The organism is Helicobacter sp. 10-6591 (assembly GCF_003288805.1).
Taxonomy (GTDB): domain Bacteria; phylum Campylobacterota; class Campylobacteria; order Campylobacterales; family Helicobacteraceae; genus Helicobacter_F.
In genome coordinates this window covers 69,702-91,866 of record NZ_NHYK01000005.1, presented here as the reverse complement: position 1 = coordinate 91,866, position 22,165 = coordinate 69,702, and the positions used below count along the sequence as shown (strand labels likewise).

Genomic DNA, 22,165 nt, shown 5'->3' with positions numbered 1-22,165 from the left:
CTCTAAGCCCCTATGACACTCTATCCCTATAGCACACAATCTGTTGATGAAAGTGATGAAAGAGAGCTTCTGCTTGCACTAAGAGATTCTCACCTTACACAAGGCCCAAGAGTAAAAGAGCTTGAAAAGCAAATCGCAGCATTTTGTGGGAGCAAATATGCTCTTTGTTTCAATTCCGCTACTTCGGCGCTTTTTGCCACATACCACGCGATAAAAAATAGACTTAAGACAGATACCCAAAACTACGCAATTACCACTCCAATAAGCTTTGTGGCTACGTCTAATATGCTTTTGGCAAACAATATTTTTCCAATCTTTGCTGATGTCTTGCCAAATGGCAGTATCAACCCAAAGGACGTGCGCAATATTCTGCAAACACATAAATTTAGGGAATCTGTGAGCTTGCTTGTGAGTGTGGATTATGCCGGCTTGAGTGTGGAATGTGAGGAACTACAAGCAATCGCGGAGGAATATAATCTCTTGTGGATTTCTGATAGCTCGCATGCTTTTGGAGCTAGATATAAAGGAAAAAGAGTTGGTGCATTGGCTTTAGCAAGTGTTTTTAGCTTCCATGCTATTAAGCCTATCACAACTGCTGAGGGTGGTGCATTGCTCACCAATGACAAGGAGCTCTATGAGAGTGCGTGTAGAGTTTCAAACCATGGAATCACAAAGACAAAAGCATGGAATTGTGAATGTACAGAAGTTGGCTTTAACTTCCGTATGAATGAACTAAGCGCTGCTCTTGGACTTTCCCAATTGCGTAAGCTTGAGACTTTTATCACAAGACGCAATGAGATTGCTAGTTTTTATGACACATATTTTGCAAAAAATGATTTTTTTAGCACACTCTCTTGTCCTCAAGATATGACAAGTACGCGCCATCTCTATCCGATTTTGCTCTATCCTTACTTGTGGTGTGCTAAAGAAGATATTTTCAACCAACTTCATAGTCGTGGGGTTGGAGTACAGGTGCATTATAAGCCAATCTACCAATTCAGCCTTTATAAAAAACATTTTGGTGAGATGGGATTGAAAAATGCCGATGAGTTCTATCTGAGCGAGCTTTCGATTCCCTGCACACAGACTATGGAGCTAAAAGATGCAAAAATCGTGGCCTCTATTGTGCTAGAGGTTTTGGAATCTTTTGCCTCAAAGCCTTTTACAGACTATAAATGCAGGGGATAGGTATGCGCTTTTTGTCCTTTGTTTTATGCGTGGGTGTTTGCTTAGGAGTGGAGTGCTTTGAGGACAAAGATTTGTATTTTAAAGTGGAATCTCACTGCACAGATTTGGCTTGTGATTTCCAGCTTATACTACTTGATAAGACAAAGCCAGATAGGTTTGTAGTCTTAGATTCTACATCTGATATACAAGATATTAGCTTTATGCATAATGGCGTGACTTATACCTATAACCAAAAATTTCTCAGTACCAAGGAGCAAAATCCTAGAGAGATAGAATCTGTGCCTTGCTTTTATATCGATGGGCATATACATACAGATTCTTGGCAGGATTTGAGTGCATACAGTTTTGCTAAGGAATGGGTGAATGCGGCAGATACAATAGATGGAGATTATTTCACAATCTCACAAGAAAATGAAAAATTAAGCTTTGAGCTTAGTGAAGTACGCTTGGCTAATAACGCGCAAATCAAAACATCCCAACACTTCTTGCTTAAGCCATTGAGCAAAACGCAAGCCTATGTCGTTGCGATGACACAAAAATCTTGCGGGGTACTCGTAGAGAAAAAAGATGACTTTACTCTCAAAGTCGGTTCGTTTGCGAACAAAAAAACCTGCGATTTCTTAAAAAGAGCAGATGGTGGGTATCTTGTCTATGATGTTTATTTGCGATTCCAGCCCAGCTTTCAATGTCCCAAGAATTTGGAACAAGAGCAAAGAGATGCACAGATTCTGTGTGCTTCAAAAGAGCTTAGTACAAAAGAGCGCCAGATTATGCTTCTGCTGAAAAGTCAGAATCAGGAATTTGTCCAAAAGCGTAAAAGCTGCCAAGATGAAGCGTGCTTGAGAGAACTGTTTGAGATGCAGTACAAAAGAGGATTCTAAGAATTTGCTAGAGAGAGTTACTCGTTGTGGATTTGTAAGTGTGATTGGCAGACCAAATGCCGGAAAATCCACACTTCTTAATGCTCTAGCAGGACAGAATTTAAGTCTTGTGTCAAATAAAGCAAATGCTACACGAAAACAGCTGCAAGTCATTATCGGGCATTCTATCGTAGAGGGGTCTAGGGCATATGATGTGCAAATTGTTTTTGTAGATACGCCGGGTTTGCACTACCAAGAAAAGCTTTTGAATAAATTTATGCTCAATGAAGCATTAAGGGCGCTAAATGATTGTGACTTGCACTTGTATCTGGCAGCGGCAAATGATGACATAAGCCATTATGAAAAGTTCCTTAGGCTCTTGCAAGAAAAGCAAGAGGAGAGGAAAAAGAAAATAGAGCATATTTTAGTACTCAGCAAATGCGATATATTGGATAGAGCACAATTACTCGAACAAATTGGCCTTTACAAAAAATTTGTTTCGCATTTTTTAGCGCTTATTCCCTTAAGCGTGAAGAAAAATTTCAAGCCAAAAATACTGCTTGATTGTATCGCGCGTTTTTTGCCAAATGGTGTCTTTTTGTATGATGAGCAGATGGCTACAAATGCGCAGACAAGAGAGATTGTAAAAGAGTTGATAAGAGAGAGCTTGTTTGAAAATCTCAGCGATGAAGTGCCTTATGAAAGTGATGTGATCATAGACAGCTATACAGAAGGGAGCGTTGAGAGAATATGTGCTAGAATCCTCACTCTTAAAAACAGCCAGAAACCTCTAATCATCGGATCCAATGGTCGAACAATCAAGCGTATCGGAATTTGTGCGCGTCAGAAAATAGAGAATTTGTTGGGTAAAAAGGTATTTTTGAAGCTTGAAGTTGTCGTAGAAAAAGCTTGGAATAAAGAAATTTCTAAACTCAAGAAAATGGGTTATGATTTTCGTTCTACTCTATAAGGAGGATTAAGAATTGAGATTTTTTATATGTGCGTTGGTGTTTTTTGGGTGTCTCTTGAGAGCAGAAAACTTGGAATCACAACAAGAATATTTGAGCGAGGAGATGTTTGAGCTTATTAATCTTTACCAAAATGAAGGTGTCTTGCGCCTTGAGGAAAGATTGCAAGATTATTTGCTTACGCCAGCATATTGGCTACGTGTGGTGAGCAAAAAAGATATAAGGTATGGGTATTATCAGCACACAAAGTATCTTTTTGTTTCTGATAAGGCTTTACCAGATTTGCGATTATTAAAAATCACACAAGAGGGTTTTGAAATGCTTGGATCTTCTAGCGCACTTGTAGCTAAGGGCAAAGGCCATAAGAAGCTTGAGGGGGACTTGACCACACCAATTGGCGTGTATGATTTGAACGCAAGACTAACCCGCTTGCCTGCTTATTATGGACCGCTGGCCTTTGCTACAAATTATCCAAATACTTATGATAGATCTCTCAAAAAGACAGGAAGTGGAATTTGGATTCATGGGTTGCCACTAGATGGGAATAGGGAGGAGATTAATACGAGAGGTTGTATTGCTATTGATAATACGATTTTAAATGAATACGACAAAATAATCCATTTCAAAGATACAGTGGTAATCATCTCAGAAGGCGGATTTCAAGAGATGACTCATACACAAGCAGCCGATCTTTTAAGTGGGCTTTTTTCGTGGAAAGAGGCTTGGAGAAAAGGTGATTTGCAAACTTATTTGAGCTTTTATGACGAAAATGATTTCATCCGCGAAAATGGCATGCGCTACAAGGCATTTGCAGAATACAAAAAACGCATATTCGCAAAAAATGAAAGCAAACAAATAAAGCTAAGTGCTATTGATGTTTTCCCGTTTCCAAACGAGCAGAATAAAACAATGTTTCGCCTAAGCTTCCACCAAGAGTATAAGGCTTCTTTGGATGGAGTACAAAGCTTTGCATCAAGCCACAGAAAAGATTTGTATGTATGGCTTGATGGTGGCAAGATGAAAATTCTAAGCGAAAAGTAATGAATTATTTTGATGCTGTTGTTTTGGGTATTGTCGAGGGTTTGAGCGAATTCTTTCCTGTTTCTTCTACTGGACATATGATTCTCACTGCTAGTGTTCTTGGGCTAGAACAAGATGATTTTCTGAAAACATTTGAGATTGCTATCCAGCTAGGTTCCATTCTTGCGGTGGTATTTTTGCTTTACAATCGTTTGGTATGTGGGTTTGGCATCTGGATAAAGCTTGCGCTTGGCTTTATCCCTACTGGGATTTGTGGGCTGTTTTTGTATAAATACATCAAGCAGCTTTTTGATGGCTATGTGGTAGCAATAATGCTTATCCTTGGTGGAATCGTTTTTCTGCTTATAGAGCACAAACATAAGGGCAAAAGCTACAAAATCAATACACTGGATTCTGTAACCTACAAACAGGCGTTTTTGGTCGGACTTATGCAGTGTCTAGCGATGATACCTGGAACCTCAAGGAGTGGAGCGACTATAGTTGGAGCGCTTTTGCTAGGGTTTAATCGCAGGGTTGCTGCAGAGTTTTCTTTCCTTTTGGCTTTGCCTACGATGTTTGCAGCCACGGGCTATGATGTGTATAAAAATCTACATATGTTGGATTCTACGAACTTGGGAATCTTGCTTACTGGAGGTGTTGTAGCGTTTATATCAGCATTGTGTGCGGTAAAGTTTTTTTTATTCTTTATAGTCCGATTTAGTTATGTGCCTTTTGGGATTTATAGAATCTGTATCGGTATCTTGTTTTTAATACTTTTTGGATTAGGAGTTTTGGATGTGTAGTCGAATTTTATCAATCAAAATCGTTTGTATCCTGCTTGCCACTTTTGCATATGGAGTAGATTCTGTGGATGTCCCAAAGAGATTATTGGGAGTTGGATTTGGCGGAGGAGCTTATACATATTCAGAACCAGGAGTGATGAAAATAAGTGGTAAGGTCTATGGAATCGATGCATACTACAGTCATTTTAACACGGGTCTATGGGATGTCTATCATAAGATAAATTTTGCGTATTTCAGTGGGAATCTCAACTATACTGGATCAGAATGTAGCGCTGTTAATCCACTTGATTGTAGCCCAGTGAATGCAAGCTCTAAAGACTTTTATTGGTTTTTTGAATACCACTATAAACCTTTTGTCTTGAATGAAAATGGTTTCGTCTTAAATGCTGATATCGGAACTGGCTTCCGCTATCTTGATAATCAAGTCAATTGGAAGTCAGCATACGAAAGAGAGCAAAACTACTCATACTTTTTCTTTGGTGTTGATGCACAATACTTCTTTAGCTCTAAGTTTTCCCTGTATGCCAATGTCATCTACAGAAGGCTTTTAAGAGGCTGGAATATAAGCCACATGACCGACCTAGGCTATGACAACAATCTGGAATTTACACAATATGATGGCATTGGAGTTATGCTTGATGCTGGAATAAAAAGAGAGTTTTATAGCTATATCCTTCTTTTGAGCTTTTTTATAGATTATTGGGAGATACCAGATTCTACAAAAGCTACTCTTCGTAAGGGAGGAGCGACAACAGGATCTGTATATGTAGAGCCTTATAATACGACAAAAGTCTTTGGTCTAAGATGCAGGCTTGAATACAACTGGTTTTGAAACCAGCTATATGATTCCCATAATCCCAGCAAAGACTAAGCAGATAATACTTATCCCCCAAATATAAAAGAAACTTCTTTTAATATGATCTTTGATATTTACCTGTGCTAAGCCACAGCCAAGCAAGGTAGCAGGCACCACGGGCGAAATAAATGTGGCACAATTCCTCGCAACAACCATAATGATAGCAATAGTCATAGGGTCGACGCCAAATGCTTGTGTGATGCTTAAGACTATAGGCATGATTCCATAGAAATAAGAATCTGTACAGAAAATTATCGCCATAGGGACAGCTAAGAAACCAACTATCCAAGGAATATACACGCCCAAACCGTTTGGCACAAAATCCAAGATGAAAGCACCCATTTGCTTCATAATACCGCTTTTGTCAAATACCCCTATCAAGATTCCAGCTCCCATAAGAGTAATATACATAAGCATAGCACCTGCACTTGATTGGTCTAGGACTTTTTTGGCAATTTTTAGGTTGGGATAATTCAAGGGCAAAACAATGCAAAGTCCTATCATAAAGCAAACATAGCTAGGAAATACACGCATAACTAAAAGTGTAATGACGCCAATAAGCACAACAAGATTGATCCAAAACCAACGTTCATTATTAAACTCACTCTTTTGGATACTAAAATTGACACCTGATAAATTATTAGCTCCTGCGCCTCTTTTGACTTCACATTTTGCAACCCAGAGAGCAAGGGCTAATGCCAAGAATAAACCCACTATTTGTATAGGGATAATCTGCTGCCAGAGTAAATTTGGATCTATTCCTATGATGCTTGCTGCTCTTAAAGTCGGACCACCCCAAGGGATAACATTCATAACACCCATTGCAGCTGCAGTGACTAAAAGCATAGAGGTTTTTCTCATGCCCAAGTATTCATAGATAGGAAGCAATGCGGGTATGACAATAAGAAAAGTCGAAGCTCCTGAGCCATCCAAGTGGGCTAATACCACAATAAATACATTCAAAATAACCACTTTATAGACATTGGCACTCATTTTATTCAAGCAAGCATTGATTATTTTTGTAAAAAATCCACTTGCATTAAGCACGCTAAAAAAAAGTATGGAGAATACAAATAAAGCAGCGGTATTTGTTACGCTTTTGACACCATCTTTGATAAAAACAACAAGTGTTGCAATGTCAAAAACACCACCTTTTACCCCTAAGGCCACCCCAATACCAAACCCCAGCTTTTCGAGCAAAAGCAGAAGTCCTGCTACAATCATACTCACCCCAATAAAAGCAATCGCAGGCGTAGTATAGTCTTTGAGCAAAAGCCAAACAATCAATCCGAGTGATAAAAAACCTAACAATGCTAAGAAAATTTCCATGACTCACACTCCAAAATATTTTTATTACAAAGCATAACTTTTAGCTTATTTTTGAATATTTTGGGAATATCATTGCTCTATATAAGTCTGTTAATGTAACTTTTTTGGACATTTTGGATTAAAGAGTTCTTTATTTAGTTGTGAAAATCTCTCAAACATTTGATTTTGGGTGCTTGTAATCAAGGAATACACTTTGCTTTGAAATTTTTTTCAAAATCGCGAGAATCAAATTTTATAGAAGCGATTCTCTTTGATAAGGAAGTGTTTGGTGAAAAAACTTGGTATCGCAGTGTATTTGTTGCAAGTGTTTGCTTTTGGCTTTGAGGGCTATATCAATTTTAATCATATTCCAAATTATGTTGAAGAATCACCACCCCAAGAATTTATCCCTGATATTCCACGTGCAGGTAGTTTGTTTGGTACAGGTGATAGACCATTATTTGCAGATAGAAGGGCTATGAAGCCTGATGATCTGATTACTATCATCATAGATGAAAGTGTGAATGCGTCTCTTGCGACCATCAAGGCTTACAACGGCACAAGTAATGGTTCTGTAACGCCTCCTAGTCTACAATATGGCGGAACAGATGATGAGCAGAAAAAGGCTACAGATGAGCTCAATAACCAAACTGCTTATACGCTCACAAAAGCAAGTAATACCACAAACTTTGTAGGTGGAGGCAATCAAAACCATACAGATACCCTAAGAGCGACAATCACTGCGCGCATAATCAAAGTGCTAGAAAATGGTAATTACTTTATTGCTGGACAAAAGGAGATTCTTGTAGATGGCGAAAAGCAAGTTTTACAAATCAGCGGTGTTGTACGTCCTTATGATGTGGAGAAAAACAATTCCGTGCAAAGCCGCTACCTTGCTGATGCAAAAATCGCCTATAGGTCTGTTGGTCCTATCAGTCAGACACGAAGTAAGAAACCTGTAAGCGATGCGATTGAAAGTCTGTGGCCTTTTTAGAGAATGTTATGGCGACAAGACGCATCGCTATAATCCCTGCACGTGCTGGATCTAAACGCATCAAAAATAAGAATATCAAGCCATTTTTTGGCAAACCTATTTTGGCATATGCTATTGAGTGCGCAAAGGCAACGAAGCTTTTTGATGAGATTGTCGTAAGTACAGATTCTGCTCATATCGCTGCTATAGCACAAGAATTTGGCGCACTTACGCCATTTATGCGCCCGCAATCTCTGAGTGGCGATAAGGTAGCCACCTTGCCTGTCATATCCCATGCACTCAAAGAATTGGACGCAAAAGAGCAAGATTTGGCTTGCTGTATTTATCCTGCTACGCCTCTTTTGGAATCCCAGCATTTACAAAATGCTTACAACTTGCTTGTGCGTCATAAGGATATATCCTATGTCTTTGGCGCACAGAGCTATGCGCATAATCCTTTGCGCGCTTTTAAATTGGAGCATTCTCGCGTGAAGCCATTGGATTGCCAATATACCAATCTTTGCTCGCAAGATATAGAGACAATCTACCACGATGCTGGGCAATTCTACTTCGGACGTGCTAGTGCTTTTTTAGCCCAACTTCCTATTTTCGCTCCACATTCTTTCATCCTAGAACTTGGTTTTTTGGATGCGCAGGATATTGATACATTGAGCGACTGGGAATTGGCAGAGTTTAAATACTGCTACAAACACAATCTGACAAGATCATGAAAAGATTTTATTTTTTCTATGATAGTGGTAGAAGTGCAGGGCTTGGGCATACGATGCGCTGTAAAAAGCTTGCTTATATTTTAGGAGAACTCACACAAGCACAAATGTTCTTTGTCCCAAATTTGCAATCTCTACCTAAAAAAGATTCTCAGATAGATGGAATCATTGTGGATAGCTATGTGTTGCAATCCGGGCATTATGAAGCCTTGCTGACGTTGTGCCCTTATATGTTGTGCTTTGATGATACCAATAGGATTGCTTATCCATTCCAAAGCTTTGTGCTAAATCCAGCGCTTGGCGCACAAGAGCTTTATGTAGATAACAAGCAAAGTGCCACGCTTTTACTAGGACTTAGCTATGCTGTAACAAGCAAGGATTTTCTGCCAAATCTTGAGTGCAGGCAAGATATACAAGATGTTCTATTGAGCTTTGGTGGAGCGGATATGCTTAATTTTAGTCATTTGCTCTCACAGATTTTGGCTGCACATTTTCCAAAAGTCAGATTGCACCTGGTGCTTGGTAAGTATTTTCAAGGTGAGGTTTTCAAATCACAGAATTTGAAGATTTATAGGAATTTGGATTCTAGGGACTTCGGAAAATTGATGAGACAATGTGATATAGCACTAAGTTGTGGTGGTGGCACGCTCTTAGAGCTTGCAAGTAGCTGTCTGCCTACTATTGTACTCTCTTGTGCTTCCAACCAAAACTTTCAGATTGCACAATTTAAAAAACTCGGGGCATTTATGCATGCGCAGGATATAACAGAGATTGTGCCGCTTATAGAGTCATTTGACTTTGTAAAAAGAAAAGAATCAAAGCAGATACTCTCCTGCCTAAAAATTGGCGATAGACTTGAGGGTGCGCTAAAAGAAATTTTTTTATAACTCTAAAGGATTTGGGATGAATTATTTATCAAGTAAGTTTCTTGCGATTGATTTTTGTAATCTCACAGAGGAAATGCTTTTAGAGATATTTGCCTTACGCAATCACCCGGAAATAGCAAAATTTATGTATAGCAGTGCAATCTCGCAAAGACGACATTTTGAGTTTGTCAATAGATTGCAAGAAAGTCTTACAGAGAAGTATTGGGCTGTATTTGAGGATACTCAAGCAAAAGAAGATATCTATATCGGTAGTGACAACTCTCTACAAGAAGAAGTTTTGGTAGGCTACAACAAACCAAAATTCTTGGGCGTAGGTAGCCTTAGTCGTATAAACTTCACACACAAACACAGCTATATAGGAATCTACAAAAATATTTTTGACAATGAGCTAGCCCATAAAGGCACAAAGATTCTGAGATTTTTAGAACATATTGCTTTTGAGGTGCTTGGGTTGCATGCACTTTTTTTAGAGGTTATGCAAGAAAATATCCAAGCATATGAGTTTTATAAGCGCAATGGATATGAAAATAGAGGAGTTTTAAGAGAATTTGTATGTAAAGAGAAAGCATTTAGCGATGTGGTAATAATGTCTAAAATTACACAAGAATCCATGCAAGATTTTCCCAGAAGTATAAGTATTAAAAAGACCACTCCATTCATTGTCGCTGAGCTGAGTGCTAACCACAATGGGAGCTTGGAGATAGCAAGAGATTCTCTTAAAGCCATTGCAAAATCTGGCGCGCATGCTGTAAAGCTGCAGACCTATACACCAGAGTGCCTCACACTTGATGCAAGAAATGGATATTTTAGAATCCGTGGGGGCTTGTGGGATAACTACTATTTGTATGATTTGTATAAGCAAGCACAGATGCCTTGGGAGTGGCATAAGGAACTATTCCAATTAGGCAGTGAACTAGGACTTATAGTTTTTAGTTCACCATTTTCTATCAAAGGAGTGGATTTTTTAGAATCTTTGGGATGCCCAATGTATAAGATTGCGAGCTTTGAAGTTTTGGATTTGGAGCTTATAGAATATGTAGCCAGATCGCGAAAGCCTATGATTCTCTCAAGTGGTATTGCAAATGATGATGAACTAGCAGAAGCTATCAGTATATGCAAGGCAAATGGAGTGGATGATATTACGGTTTTACACTGTGTGAGTGCGTATCCAGCAGCGCTAGATTCTATGAATCTCGCTTATATGCCTCGTTTACGAGAGAAGTTTGGCGTGAAGTTTGGGTTATCTGATCATACGAGGGGGTGTTTGTGTGGGAGTATTGCTACAAGCTTGGGTGCAAGCATGATAGAGAAACATTTTGTTTTGGACAAATCTTTGAAGAGTTTAGATGCTGATTTTAGTCTTGATTCAAAGGAGTTTCAAGAATTTTGTAAAACGATTTTAGACACAAAAACCGCACTAGGAGATGCTGCAGCACAGAATATAAAGTCTGGCAGGGAATTTGGACGTGGGGTATGGGTCTGTAGAGATATAAAGAAGGGCGAGATTTTTACGAGAGAAAACATTAGGGTTTTGCGGCCTCATGCGCCAGATTCACTCAATCCAAGATTGTATAAAAGCATACTTGGTAAAAAAGCTGCACATTCTCTGTTGTTTGGCACACCTCTAAGAAGCAAAGATATTGCTTTGATGTGAATTTTCGCAAGCGATTCGCCCTAAAAATGGGTAAATTCTTGACTTTGATTATAGAAATCACTAGAATACGGGGGTTTTCAAAATTTTTAATAGAGGAGTTTCTCATGAACAAGGCTGAATTCGTAGATCTAGTAAAGACTACTGGTGGATTCGAAACAAAAAAAGATGCTGAAAGAGCTGTAAATGTTTTCACAGAAGCTATTACTAAAGCGCTCTCTAAAAAACAAAGTGTTGAGCTTGTAGGTTTTGGAAAGTTTGAAACTGCTATCCAAAAAGCAAAAACTGGCAAAGTTCCAGGCACGAACAAAACTTACACTACAAAAGAGAAGCGCGTTCCTAAATTTAGACCAGGCAAAGGTTTAAAAGATCTAGTAAGCAAAAAGTAAGGCTTCATAAACTAGAGACTTACTCTAGTTTTTTTCTCCCCCTCTCTTTACTAAAGCACCTATTTGTCCATAAGAGTGTTAAGGCTTTCTTTCACATCTTTACCTTCAATGATAGCGCAGACTTCTCGTGCTATGGGCGTGTGGATTTTCTCTTTTAAACTGATTTGTTTGATTGCTTGTGCGGTGACTACACCTTCTGCAACTTCCCCAAGTGAGTTGAGAATCTCATCTATCTTTAATCCTTGAGCTAACCCAAGTCCAACACGATAGTTCCTAGACATCTTAGAATTTGAAGTAAGAAATAAATCTCCTGCACCAGAGAGCCCTAAGAAGGTCTCCATTTTTCCACCAAATGTTTCCCCAAAGCGACTCATCTCAACTAATCCTCGTGCTAACAGAGAAGCCTTTGCATTAGCCCCTAAGTTTAATCCATCGCAAATACCACCTGCAATGGCTATCACATTTTTGTATGCTCCAGCAATTTCTCCACCTATTACATCTGGACTTATGTAGGTCTTAATAAAGTTTGGAAAAAATCTGCCAAACTCTCGCGCCAGCAAAAGATTTCTAGAATGCAGTACAAGTGCGCAAGGCAAGGACTGTATGACTTCAGAAGCAAAGCTTGGACCACACAGATATACAATATTTTTTTGGGAAGTGAAATTTTCATAAATATCGCTCACAAATGCGCTGTTTTTTGTCTCTATACCTTTTGAAGCAGAGAGAATCTTGCTTTCTTTAGGTAAGGATATGTTCTCTAACCAATCTCTTAGGGCATTTGTAGCAATTGCTATTATAAAAAACTCACTTTTTAAGCCTTCTTTAGTATCCACTTGGATGATATTTGGAGCAAGATTACACAGATTCTTTCGTGAGATTATTTTGACTTCGTTTTTTTGTGAGAAAGCAAAAGCAAGTGCCCTCCCCCAAGCACCACCACCAAAAATGCTGATTGTTGCCATATAAACTCCTTACAAAAAAAGAAATATGCTAATTGGATTTTATTACATTCCAAGGGCAAAACTTCACCAATTAAGCCTCTAGAAATCGTACTTCAAAGATGTTTTGGTATTCCTCGTAAAATGCTATATAACATTAAAAAAAACATAGGAGTGGAATGTCTCTTATGCTATTGACAATTAGTGTCCTTTTACTCTTGTATGTTTGTAGGTTTTAGCCCCATACAATCTTATATTTCATGAGCAATCATCATCGCTAATACTAAGAGATTTGTTAAAATTTAGCATTTCAAGGTGGTGTGATGAAGCATTTTTGGGATTCTATATTTTTTAAAATTACTTTCTTGTTTCTATGTGCATTGCTTGGATTTTTTGCATTTTCGTATTTTTTTATCAAAGACAAAATCGAAGAGGATAGTAATGCCAACCAAATCAAATACAATCAGATCGTTACTACAATAAATGAGATAGGTCGCTATGGCGGAGGCGTAGATATAGTCAAGAGATATTTGAATGAGCTTGGGTTTATTGAAGTGGAGGATGAGCTTAAAGAACTTCTGCAAGGAGAAGACAGATTGCCAGAGCGTTTTTTTGGCACAATTGCCAAAATCCGCAATACGCAAAATGGAATCTATATACTATTGGAATCCCACAAAGAGTCAGTCCTGTATAAAGATAAGGTTTCACATTCTTATGAAAGCTTTTATTTTATTACTCTGAGCGGAATTGTGATTCTCACCTTTATTTACATCTTGTTACTAAAAGCACTCATTCCTCTCAATACCTTAAGAGCCCAAATTTCAAACTCTAAACAAGATGTGATTTTGCGCTTGAAAAAAAATCCAAAAGATGAAATCGAGCTTTTAGCCAATGAATTCTATAAATTCTCAAATAAACTCAAAGCGCTCAACCAATCGCGTCTGCTATTTTTGCGATCGATTATGCATGAGTTAAAAACTCCAATCACAAAAGGAAGAATTGTCGCGGAGATGGTTGAAAATCCACTCCAAAAAGAACGTCTATGTTCGGTGTTTGGCAGACTTAATGAGCTTATAGGTGAGTTTGCAAAACTTGAGCAATTAAGCTCACAAATGTATGAAGTGCAAAAAAGTGAGTTTTTGCTAGAAGATTTGATAGAGGCTACCAAGCAGATTCTCTTGATTGATAAAAATGCACCAAATTCAATCGTTTTGGAATCTCCATATGCACTTATTAAGGCGGATTTTGAGATTTTCACTATTACGATTAAAAATATGCTTGATAATGCTATCAAGTACGGCGAGGATGGGAAGGTGTATGTTTATACCAAGAATGATTCATTGTATGTGCGCAATCTAGGTGCGGCATTAAAATTCAAACTCGATGAATACTTTAAGCCATATTTTCGGGATTCTAAGAAACATATACAGGGCTTTGGACTAGGAATGTATATCATCAAAAACACTCTTGATAGCCAAAATTTCAAACTCCGCTATATCCATGAGGATGGGAGTAATATCTTTATTATCAAAGGGTGTGTGGTGGATAATTTCTGTGCGCTTGAGAATCGACCTGCAAAACCCAATAATGATGAGGTCAAACTCTAACCCACGAGATTTTAGGAGGTAATTCATGGAGGTAGGTATGATGAGACGATTGAGACGACTGAGATTAAATGAGCATAGCAGGGGCTTAGTGCGTGAAAACAGACTAGACATTACAGATTTTATCTACCCGCTTTTTGTAGTCGAAGGTGAGCGTATCAGAAAAGAAATAGATTCTATGCCTGGTGTTTTTTGGCTAAGCATAGATGAGCTTTTGAAAGAAGTTAGAGATTTGCAGAGTTTAGGAATCTATCACATTTTGCTTTTTGGAATCCCAAAGCATAAAGATTCTTCTGGAAGCGAAGCACTAAGCGACAAGGGAATTGTAGCACGCGCGCTCAAAGCTATCAAAAGAGATATTCCAGATATATTTGTGAGTGTTGATTTGTGTTTTTGTGAATATACAAGCCATGGGCATTGTGGTATTGTGGATAAAAGTGGCAGTGTAGATAATGATGCGACTTTAGAGATTTCTGTAGAGCAAGCTAGCATGCTCGCTAGTTGTGGAGCAGATATGATAGCGCCAAGCGGTATGATGGATGGGGTTGTCAGGGCATTGCGCTATGGTCTGGATAAGGCGGGGTTTGTGAATCTGCCTATAATGTCTTATTCTACAAAGTTTGCAAGCGCTTATTATGGACCATTTCGTGATGTAGCCCAATCTGCTCCGAGTTTTGGCGATAGAAAAACCTACCAGCAAGATCCAGCAAATCGTAGAGAAGCCATCATGGAGAGCCTTTATGATGAAAGCGAAGGTGCGGATATTCTTATGGTAAAGCCTGCACTGAGTTTTTTAGATATTGTGCGTGATATTCGAGAGCGCACACTCTTGCCTTTAGCTGTTTATAATGTGAGTGGGGAATATGCAATGCTAAAATGCGCCCAAAAAGCAGGGATTATTGATTATGAAAATGTTATGTTAGAAAATCTCATAAGCATGAAGCGTGCTGGTGCGGACATCATCATATCATATCACACCAAGGAAGTCGCAGAACTTTTACGAGCTAATAGGTTTTAATCTCAGTTTTAGCAAATCTGTAGTGTCTCTTTATTTTTGTTATTCAAAAATGCCGCCATGCTAAGTCCTAGCACACAAGCAACCATAATGTAAATATAAGAAGGCATTCCTGCTGCATCACCTTGTGCATAAGAATGCATGCCTGTGAGAAAATAATTGACACCAAAATAGGTCATCAATATACTAAAAAATCCAAGTACACTAGCTATACTAAATGCAAGGACCCTAAATCCACAGAAGCGCAAATGCAAAATTATTGCATACACTCCTATGCTAATAAGTGCCCAAGTTTCCTTAGGATCCCAACCCCAATATCTACCCCAAGATTCATTAGCCCAAATCGCACCCAAGAAATTCCCAGCTGTAAGCAAAAAAAGTCCAAGAATCATACTCATCTCATTGATAGCGCTTAAAGAGAGAATCACATTATCAATATTTTTTCGATAATCAGAGCGCAGAACAAAAAGTAAAAGAGTAATAATCCCAAGCACAAAGCATAATCCTAAAAATCCATAACTTGCTGTGATTACTGATACATGTATATTAAGCCAATAGGATTTGAGTACTGGCACAAGATTACCAATTTGGGGATCCATATCACCTAAATTCGCGACAAAAAGCGTAATTCCGGCTAAGAAACTCGCTGAACAGAGTGCAAGAGGAGATTTTCTAAAAAACACTACGCCAGAGAGTGCACTAGCCCAAGCAATATAGAGCATGGATTCATAGGCATTGCTCCAAGGTGCATGTCCGCTAACATACCATCGCAAAATAAGCCCCAAAGTGTGCAACACAAAGCAAAGCGCAATCAACCCCAAAGCTATAAGACAGAAAGGCTTTCTTACAGCATGATTGCGGAAAATGCTCACAAGTATCACAAGGAAAAATCCAAATCCAAGCACCAAATAAGGATAAGTAAGACGTTCAAAAAGTCTCGTATTATTGAGCCAAATTTCTGCATCAATCTTTGATTGGGAAAGTTTGCTTCCATATTTTTCTTGGTATGCGCGAAGACGTTCTAAGCCTTTAAATCCAAGCCCCCAGTCATTGTTTTCCACGCCAAGCGCAAAGCCCTTAGAAATAGATGCGATGATATGGTAAAACTCATTGTAAGCTAACTCATCTTTTTGCATTATTGCTGCATTCATAGAATCTTCAAAGTCTTGCCAATCTTGTGTGTTTTTACTGGGCAGTACTCGAAGGGCTTTACCTGAATATATAAGCCCAAATACATAAAGCTTTTCATTGAAAGCTATGACATCTTTATCAAACACACTCTGGTCTTTTAATGACTTCATGTTTGCCTGCTCTACATAGTTTGTAAGCATATAAGTGCCATCTTTAAGATAGGCATCAATTGGCGCAACATAGCGTTTTTTAGGATCGTTCCCCAAAAGAACTCTTAGCTCTGGGCTTTTTGTGCGTATGAGTTTTATCTCTCTGAAATATTCTGGATATACGGCAATTGCCAAAAGTAGCTGTGTATTAGTTAATCCCAAGAAATTATTACTCCCTGTCATTTTGTGGATATATTCGCTTGCTATCGTATCCACAGGTTTAATACGTCCTCCAAAATCTTGCATAAGAATGCGACCAAAAGCAGCGCTAAATTCTTTGGAATTTTGTTTTAGCAATGCAATGAATTTTGTGATTTCTTCTTGTGTGGGACTGGAGAGAGAGTTTTCTTCTTGCAGTTGTTGGGTTTGTGTGGTAGAAGTAGTGGAATCTGCACCAAAAGAATCGTATGGCAAAGCAAGCAAGCTCACAGCAATAAGGCTGCAGGCTATGCCCTGTGCAGATTGGGACTTGATAAATCTGGCTAAAGATTGGAATCGAGAGTTTCTAGCAAAGAGCAGCCAGAGACATCCTAGCATCAAAAGTGTGTAACCTGTGTAGGTAATAATCTTACCCGGGTCGTTATTGACTGAAAGGATAGTACCGCTTTCATCAGGAAAATAAGAACTCTGAAAAAAACGATACCCACCATAATCAAGCACATTATTCATAAAGATTTTTGCTTCTTTATTGTAATTATTTGCGCTATCTTGCACCTCCACAAACGAAGCATAAGAAGAGGGCATTTGTGAGCCGGGATACCTATCTAAAACGAATTCATCAAGTTTTATTTTAAATGGCAGTGCAATAATCTTGCTTCCCCAACCAATAATAAAAACACTCTCTCCGATTTCTGTATGAATCTGCTCAGGCACATCGCCTAGAGGTGATTGTTTGATTTCAGTTTTCTTCGCTTCGCTCCAGTCTACCCCTCTTCCAAAAAACGAATCTATTATGTTTAACTCTTGCTTTGATTCTGTGATCTCAATATCTAGCGCAGAATAAGGCATGCCAAATTCATCTTCTCTTTGCTGTAGATCACTTAAATGGAGTAAAAAATCTTTGCCAAAAAATGCAATCTTATAAAATTTGCGGGCAGGAGAAATCATCTCAAGTTCTATACCTTGAAATTCTTTGGTTGTTTTGTTGAATGCTTGGATAATCAAATACGGCTCACTTGAATAGATTCTGTTTTGGGTTTGTCCATTTTTGATAGGCATAGTCCCTTCAAATCCAAAATGACGCGTAATCCCAGCACCAAGAATAATGACGATAAAAGAAAAGTGCAGTAGAAAAAATGCATATTTTTTGCGTTGCAATGCTTTGGAGGTAATAAAGCAACTAATAAGTGAACATAACAGCCAAAAGTGTAATAATTCAAACCACCAAGTCCCATACACACTTGCTCTAGCTACAAGACTTCCTTGTGCAGATTCTATAAATGTGGCGACACCACAAGATAAAGCATACAAACCCATCAACAAAAGCACTAAAGGCATATTTGCAAAAAGCAAGCGCAATGATTTTATAAAGTTTGCCATATCTCTCTCCTAGCTATCGTGTCGCTTCTATAAGAGCAAGGAGTTCGCTTGAGAGAGCTTTTATTCCATCTTGTGTAATGACTTTTACATCTTTGAGACGTTCTAGTACAGCGTAGAATTGTTTTGGTTTCAGATAGCCAGGATAAGAGAAAAAGGCATTGCCCAGCGAATCTGAAAAAACAAATGTTGGTGTTGGATTGATGGAGTAATGCTTTGCAAGCTGAAGAGTTTGTAAAAAGAAGCTTTTCTCGCCAAATCTGATTTCATGAGTTTTTTTGTAATCAGTATTTATGTAATAGCTTGAGAAATTCTCAGCAAGGAATGCTTGGGTTGTGGGATCCGCTTTGAGATTGTCTTTGAATTTGTCACAATAGATGCAGTTGTTTTTGGCAAAAATTAAGAGTAAGGGCTTGCCATTTGGTGAGATGATCTTTGTGTCTGAAAATACATTTTCTAATCCTACATAGCTTATTTTGTCCAGAGATTCCATTTCTTTGATTTGCTCTAAACCAATCTCTTTACCGCTAGATAGCTCGACTTTATGAGAATCTTCGCAGCCATAGAATGCTAAAAAATAAAATACAAAAAATATGATTGTTGTTATTCTCTTAGAGAATCTATCCATCATTGCTCCTTACAAACATTTAGTTCTTTCACCATACTAATAATGAGATTTGCAAATTCCTTTCTGCTATTAAAGCATTTGATCACACGGTAATCTTGCAAATTGGCTTCTTGTGCAATTTTCTTGCATTCAATTGCTAGTTCATAGTCTGTCTCAGAATTATCAATCGTAAATGAAAGTGGAAACACAAGTACTTTTTGATTCTTTAAAGATGCAATCACTTCTTGTGTCGATGGTCCAATCCATTTTATTGGACCAATCTTTGATTGGTAAGAATACAAAATCTGCTTGAAATCCAGCTGCTCTGTTTGCAAAATCTCTTTGAGCAAAGAAATATTCTGCTCACATTCTTGTTGGTAGGTATCACCCCTTTGGATATAGCTTTGTGGTAGGGCATGGGAGGAAAATACTAAAGTGTAATCTTGTGTATTGTTATTTTGGAGTGCTTCTTTAATGCATAAGACAATGAGTTTATTGTAGCCATAGTGTGAGAAATACCGCTCAATCACTCGAATCTTTGGTGTGAAGTTTAGCTCCAATAAAGCTTGTTGGATTGATACAAGAGAAGATTTTGTCGTGGTGGTGGAGTATTGTGGATACATACTAAAGAATACAAGAGAGTCAATGTTTTGATTTTGTAAATCCGCAAGCACATCTTTGGCAAATGGCGGAGTATAACGCATGCAGTAAGTATAAAAACGCGTAGAATCTAAGGCATTCAGGGTATTAATAAGATCGAGCGTGTGTTTTATGAGTGGGGAGCCTCCTCCGATAGCTTGGTAGTTTTTTTTTGCGTCTTCTAGACGTTTATTGGCTATGAAATTTGCGAGTATCTTGCGTAAAAAATTGTTGCGGATATTTAAAATATGTGGATCGTTGAAAAGCTGCTTTAAAAAACTTTTCACTTCATACAGACTATTTGGAGCACCCATATTAAAAAGCACTACGGCTTGTTTTGACATCTATCCTGCCTTTAGAGTTGTTAAAAAAGATCTGCAATAATATTTGCCTAAAGTTAATCCTAAGGGATACTATGAGTGAGGCAGTATCGCAATCTTTGAATGATCTTGTGTTCTATCATAAATTTTTTGCATTTCTTTTCATTGTGCCCATTGTGTGTAATCTTTGGAATCTTTACTTTCATAAAAACCTTGTAAGCCTCAACAAAAAAATTTGGTTTTGTATGCCATTAGTTTTCTTTCTCGTAGCTGTGGCAATCCTTAGCGGATTGAATATTCTTTTTTTTAATTTTGAGAGTTTTAGCTTTTCTGTTGTATCAATGATAGGACTTTGTGTCTATATACTCATTACAGAGATTTTGCGTATAAGAAAACTCAAGGTTGCCAAACGCACAGATTTAGAAGCCATGAAAAGCTATGTCAATTTTTGCAAAATTGTGTATTTCACCCAAGCAATTCTTTTTTGTCTCGTTGTGAGTATGCGCTAATGCGCTTTTTGTACCACAAAGATTCTGGGAATCCTTACCTAGAACTTAGCGGAGATTCTTACAGGCATATCTTCAAATCTCGCCGTCATAAAAAAGAGCAAAGTCTTTTGCTCTCAAACCTTAAAGATACTAAGCTTTATGAATATAGTGTTTCAGAAATCTCGCGCAACAGCGCATCTCTTACTCTAATAAACACCATTACTTCCCAATGCCACACACAACCTTATATCCATATCATCTGGGCTATTGTAGATTCAAATGCAATCAGCAAGGCTTTGCCTACACTTAATGAACTCAATGTAAGTAAGCTCAGCTTTTTTTATGCGGATTTTTCACAGAGAAATACCACACTCAATCTTGAACGTCTAAAAAATATTCTGATTCATTCTTGTGAACAATGTGGAAGGAGTACATTATTAGAATTTGAGATTGCAGTGGATTTAGAATCTGTGTGTGAGAAATACCGCAATCTCTGCGCATTTGATTTACGTAAAGAATCTTTGCCAATTTCGCAGGGTTTTGAAAAATACACAAACAATGGGATATTGCCTGTGATTGTCGTAGGGCCAGAAGGTGGATTTAGCACAAATGAGCGAAAAACCTTAGAAAAATATAAAATCCCAGATATACGGATTCCAAATAGCTTCATTTTACAAAGCTCAAGTGCTTGTATTTTTGCTGCTAGTGCTCTGCAAATCTATTCCCAATCTCTCAAATCCCATTTTTGAAGGACAAAAATGCAACAACCCAAACATATAGGAATCGTTGGACTTGGACTTATTGGTGGATCTATAGGACTGGCACTAAAAGAGCTTAAATGCTTTAAGTCTATCGTAGGATATGATATTAGCCCTTTGCATTCAAGCTTAGCTGTTTCTCTTGGATTGGTTGATGAATGTGTGGAGCTGGAGGATATTTTTAATCGGACCGATGTGATTTTCTTGGCAGTTCCAGTCGAAGGAATCATTGAAGTTTTGCAACAAATCAAATGCTTAAAGCCAGAAACCACGATTATTGACCTGGGTGGTACGAAGCAAAAAATTCTAGATTCCGTACCTTTGCATCTGCGCAAGAATTTCATTGCTGCCCATCCGATGAGTGGCACCGAATTTTATGGTCCAAAAGCCGCACTAAGAGATTTATTTAAAGACAAAATTGTCATTCTTTCAGACCTGCAAGATAGTGGAGCATACCAAGTGCAAGTCGCACGCGACATTTTTCTTGGTATCGGTATGAAAATTATAAAAATGAGTGCACAAGAGCACGACAAGCATATCGCGCTTATAAGTCATATGCCCCATGTTATCAGCTATGCCCTAGCAAATGCAGTCTTAAAGCAGGAAGATCCACAGATGATTTTAGCCCTCGTGGGTGGAGGTTTCTTGTCTATGAGCAGACTTTCAAAAAGCTCTCCAAAGATGTGGCGTGATATTTTTAAGCAAAACAAAGACAATGTCTTAGATTCTCTTGCGTCTTTTGAAAATGAGCTAACCCTAGCTCGTAAGCTTATAGAGCAGGAGGATTGGGATGGATTAGAATCATTTATGGCGCATGCAAATAAATTGCAAGATTTTTTATAGGCTTTTTATTTGACCTTTTCAAGTGCTATGCTGAAAGGTGCTTTATCAAACACCGCTATATGAAAGATGGAATCAAAAATCTTGATATCAAGCAAAAACCCCTCGACTTTTACTTCACATTTTTTTGTGTTCTGCTGCAATGCATGTGCTTTGAAGAATATTTCATGTCCAAGTTGTATGGGGGAGAGAAATTTCACATCAGCAGCGATCATTATGCTATGTTTTTTATTGACTGCTACCATCGCAGCAAAGCTTGCGGCATTAAAGATATAGCCTGCGTGGATAAGCTTACTGTGCTCATCAATATCCGATACCATGCTCTCATTAGGCACGAAAGATACACTTGCCTTGTTCTTAGAGTTTTCTAGCACACTACCACAAGAATCCAAACTCGTGCAGATATTGAGCCCATCATTTTGTATCTGTTCTTGTTGGGAATCCATAAA

General features: G+C 38.3%; 22 protein-coding genes. 16 read left to right on the top strand and 6 right to left on the bottom strand.

What is annotated here, in order from left to right:
- Positions 1-12: 12 nt before the first annotated feature.
- From CCY97_RS02855 to CCY97_RS02830, 6 genes are read left to right on the top strand one after another with little or no spacing between them, the layout of a single operon-like run.
- Positions 13-1,188 (top strand): DegT/DnrJ/EryC1/StrS family aminotransferase, encoded by a 1,176-nt coding sequence (locus tag CCY97_RS02855; RefSeq protein WP_112063986.1) that lies wholly within the window; start codon positions 13-15, stop codon positions 1,186-1,188.
- Positions 1,189-1,190: 2 nt separating this feature from the next.
- Positions 1,191-2,069 carry a hypothetical protein gene (locus CCY97_RS02850; RefSeq protein ID WP_112063985.1) on the top strand — a complete coding sequence of 293 codons (879 nt, stop codon included), beginning with the start codon at positions 1,191-1,193 and terminating at the stop codon, positions 2,067-2,069.
- A complete protein-coding gene (gene era / locus CCY97_RS02845) occupies positions 2,041-3,018 on the top strand; it encodes a GTPase Era (RefSeq protein ID WP_258456904.1) in 978 nt (325 codons plus the stop codon). The genes CCY97_RS02850 and era overlap by 29 nt, the downstream gene beginning before the upstream one ends.
- Before the next feature lie 13 nt (positions 3,019-3,031).
- Entirely contained in the window at positions 3,032-4,057 is a 1,026-nt protein-coding gene (locus CCY97_RS02840) for a L,D-transpeptidase family protein (protein WP_258456899.1), read from the top strand.
- Positions 4,057-4,839 (top strand): undecaprenyl-diphosphate phosphatase, encoded by a 783-nt coding sequence (locus CCY97_RS02835; RefSeq protein ID WP_112063984.1) that lies wholly within the window; start codon positions 4,057-4,059, stop codon positions 4,837-4,839. The genes CCY97_RS02840 and CCY97_RS02835 overlap by 1 nt, the downstream gene beginning before the upstream one ends.
- On the top strand, positions 4,832-5,671 hold the full coding sequence (locus CCY97_RS02830; RefSeq protein WP_112063983.1) for a hypothetical protein: 840 nt from the start codon (positions 4,832-4,834) through the stop codon (positions 5,669-5,671). Before CCY97_RS02835 ends, CCY97_RS02830 begins: the two co-directional genes overlap by 8 nt.
- 6 nt (positions 5,672-5,677) lie before the next feature.
- On the opposite strand, the gene CCY97_RS02825 is transcribed toward CCY97_RS02830, so the two are convergent.
- Positions 5,678-7,024: an SLC13 family permease gene (locus CCY97_RS02825; RefSeq protein ID WP_112063982.1), complete on the bottom strand. Its 1,347-nt coding sequence runs from the start codon at positions 7,022-7,024 to the stop codon at positions 5,678-5,680.
- Between the two features lie 268 nt (positions 7,025-7,292).
- Between CCY97_RS02825 and flgH the strand changes: the two genes are divergently transcribed.
- The 5 genes from flgH (at position 7,293) to CCY97_RS02800 (ending at position 11,631) form a co-directional block, all read left to right on the top strand.
- Entirely contained in the window at positions 7,293-7,997 is a 705-nt protein-coding gene (gene flgH / locus CCY97_RS02820) for a flagellar basal body L-ring protein FlgH (protein ID WP_112063981.1), read from the top strand.
- 8 nt (positions 7,998-8,005) lie between these two features.
- On the top strand, positions 8,006-8,707 hold the full coding sequence (gene pseF, locus CCY97_RS02815) for a pseudaminic acid cytidylyltransferase (protein ID WP_112063980.1): 702 nt from the start codon (positions 8,006-8,008) through the stop codon (positions 8,705-8,707).
- The gene (locus CCY97_RS02810; RefSeq protein ID WP_112063979.1) at positions 8,704-9,591 is read left to right on the top strand and encodes a hypothetical protein; all 888 of its coding nucleotides are present in this window, start codon (positions 8,704-8,706) and stop codon (positions 9,589-9,591) included. Before pseF ends, CCY97_RS02810 begins: the two co-directional genes overlap by 4 nt.
- A gap of 16 nt (positions 9,592-9,607) precedes the next feature.
- A complete protein-coding gene (pseI, locus tag CCY97_RS02805; protein WP_112063978.1) occupies positions 9,608-11,245 on the top strand; it encodes a pseudaminic acid synthase in 1,638 nt (545 codons plus the stop codon).
- A 104-nt stretch (positions 11,246-11,349) separates the two neighbouring features.
- Positions 11,350-11,631 (top strand): HU family DNA-binding protein, encoded by a 282-nt coding sequence (locus CCY97_RS02800; protein WP_112063977.1) that lies wholly within the window; start codon positions 11,350-11,352, stop codon positions 11,629-11,631.
- Between the two features lie 59 nt (positions 11,632-11,690).
- Here the strand turns inward: CCY97_RS02800 and CCY97_RS02795 are convergent, their stop codons facing one another.
- Positions 11,691-12,593 carry an NAD(P)H-dependent glycerol-3-phosphate dehydrogenase gene (locus CCY97_RS02795; RefSeq protein ID WP_112063976.1) on the bottom strand — a complete coding sequence of 301 codons (903 nt, stop codon included), beginning with the start codon at positions 12,591-12,593 and terminating at the stop codon, positions 11,691-11,693.
- Positions 12,594-12,892: 299 nt separating this feature from the next.
- Here CCY97_RS02795 and CCY97_RS02790 point away from each other — a divergent pair, with 299 nt between their 5' ends.
- On the top strand, positions 12,893-14,176 hold the full coding sequence (locus CCY97_RS02790) for an ArsS family sensor histidine kinase (RefSeq protein ID WP_112063975.1): 1,284 nt from the start codon (positions 12,893-12,895) through the stop codon (positions 14,174-14,176).
- Positions 14,177-14,213: 37 nt separating this feature from the next.
- Positions 14,214-15,191, top strand: coding sequence for a porphobilinogen synthase (gene hemB, locus CCY97_RS02785; RefSeq protein WP_112063995.1), 978 nt, complete (start codon positions 14,214-14,216; stop codon positions 15,189-15,191).
- Between the two features lie 8 nt (positions 15,192-15,199).
- On the opposite strand, the gene ccsA is transcribed toward hemB, so the two are convergent.
- The 3 genes from ccsA to hemH are packed head-to-tail and all read right to left on the bottom strand — an operon-like array spanning position 15,200 to position 19,654.
- On the bottom strand, positions 15,200-18,067 hold the full coding sequence (gene ccsA, locus CCY97_RS02780; RefSeq protein WP_112063974.1) for a cytochrome c biogenesis protein CcsA: 2,868 nt from the start codon (positions 18,065-18,067) through the stop codon (positions 15,200-15,202).
- Between the two features lie 13 nt (positions 18,068-18,080).
- Complete coding sequence (locus tag CCY97_RS02775; RefSeq protein ID WP_181562791.1) at positions 18,081-18,692, bottom strand: thioredoxin fold domain-containing protein; 612 nt, start codon at positions 18,690-18,692, stop codon at positions 18,081-18,083.
- Positions 18,692-19,654 (bottom strand): ferrochelatase, encoded by a 963-nt coding sequence (gene hemH / locus CCY97_RS02770; protein WP_112063972.1) that lies wholly within the window; start codon positions 19,652-19,654, stop codon positions 18,692-18,694. The genes CCY97_RS02775 and hemH overlap by 1 nt, the downstream gene beginning before the upstream one ends.
- A gap of 71 nt (positions 19,655-19,725) precedes the next feature.
- Between hemH and CCY97_RS02765 the strand changes: the two genes are divergently transcribed.
- Genes CCY97_RS02765 through CCY97_RS02755 form a run of 3 tightly spaced genes read left to right on the top strand, consistent with a single transcriptional unit; the run spans position 19,726 to position 21,719 of the window.
- Positions 19,726-20,139 (top strand): hypothetical protein, encoded by a 414-nt coding sequence (locus CCY97_RS02765; protein ID WP_112063971.1) that lies wholly within the window; start codon positions 19,726-19,728, stop codon positions 20,137-20,139.
- Positions 20,139-20,867, top strand: a complete 729-nt coding sequence (locus CCY97_RS02760; protein WP_112063970.1) for a 16S rRNA (uracil(1498)-N(3))-methyltransferase — start codon at positions 20,139-20,141, stop codon at positions 20,865-20,867. The genes CCY97_RS02765 and CCY97_RS02760 overlap by 1 nt, the downstream gene beginning before the upstream one ends.
- Positions 20,868-20,876: 9 nt before the next feature.
- Positions 20,877-21,719 (top strand): prephenate dehydrogenase, encoded by an 843-nt coding sequence (locus CCY97_RS02755; protein ID WP_112063969.1) that lies wholly within the window; start codon positions 20,877-20,879, stop codon positions 21,717-21,719.
- A gap of 5 nt (positions 21,720-21,724) precedes the next feature.
- Here CCY97_RS02755 and CCY97_RS02750 read toward each other — a convergent pair whose 3' ends face one another.
- Positions 21,725-22,162, bottom strand: coding sequence for a PaaI family thioesterase (locus CCY97_RS02750; RefSeq protein ID WP_112063968.1), 438 nt, complete (start codon positions 22,160-22,162; stop codon positions 21,725-21,727).
- Between the last annotated feature and the right edge of the window lie 3 nt (positions 22,163-22,165).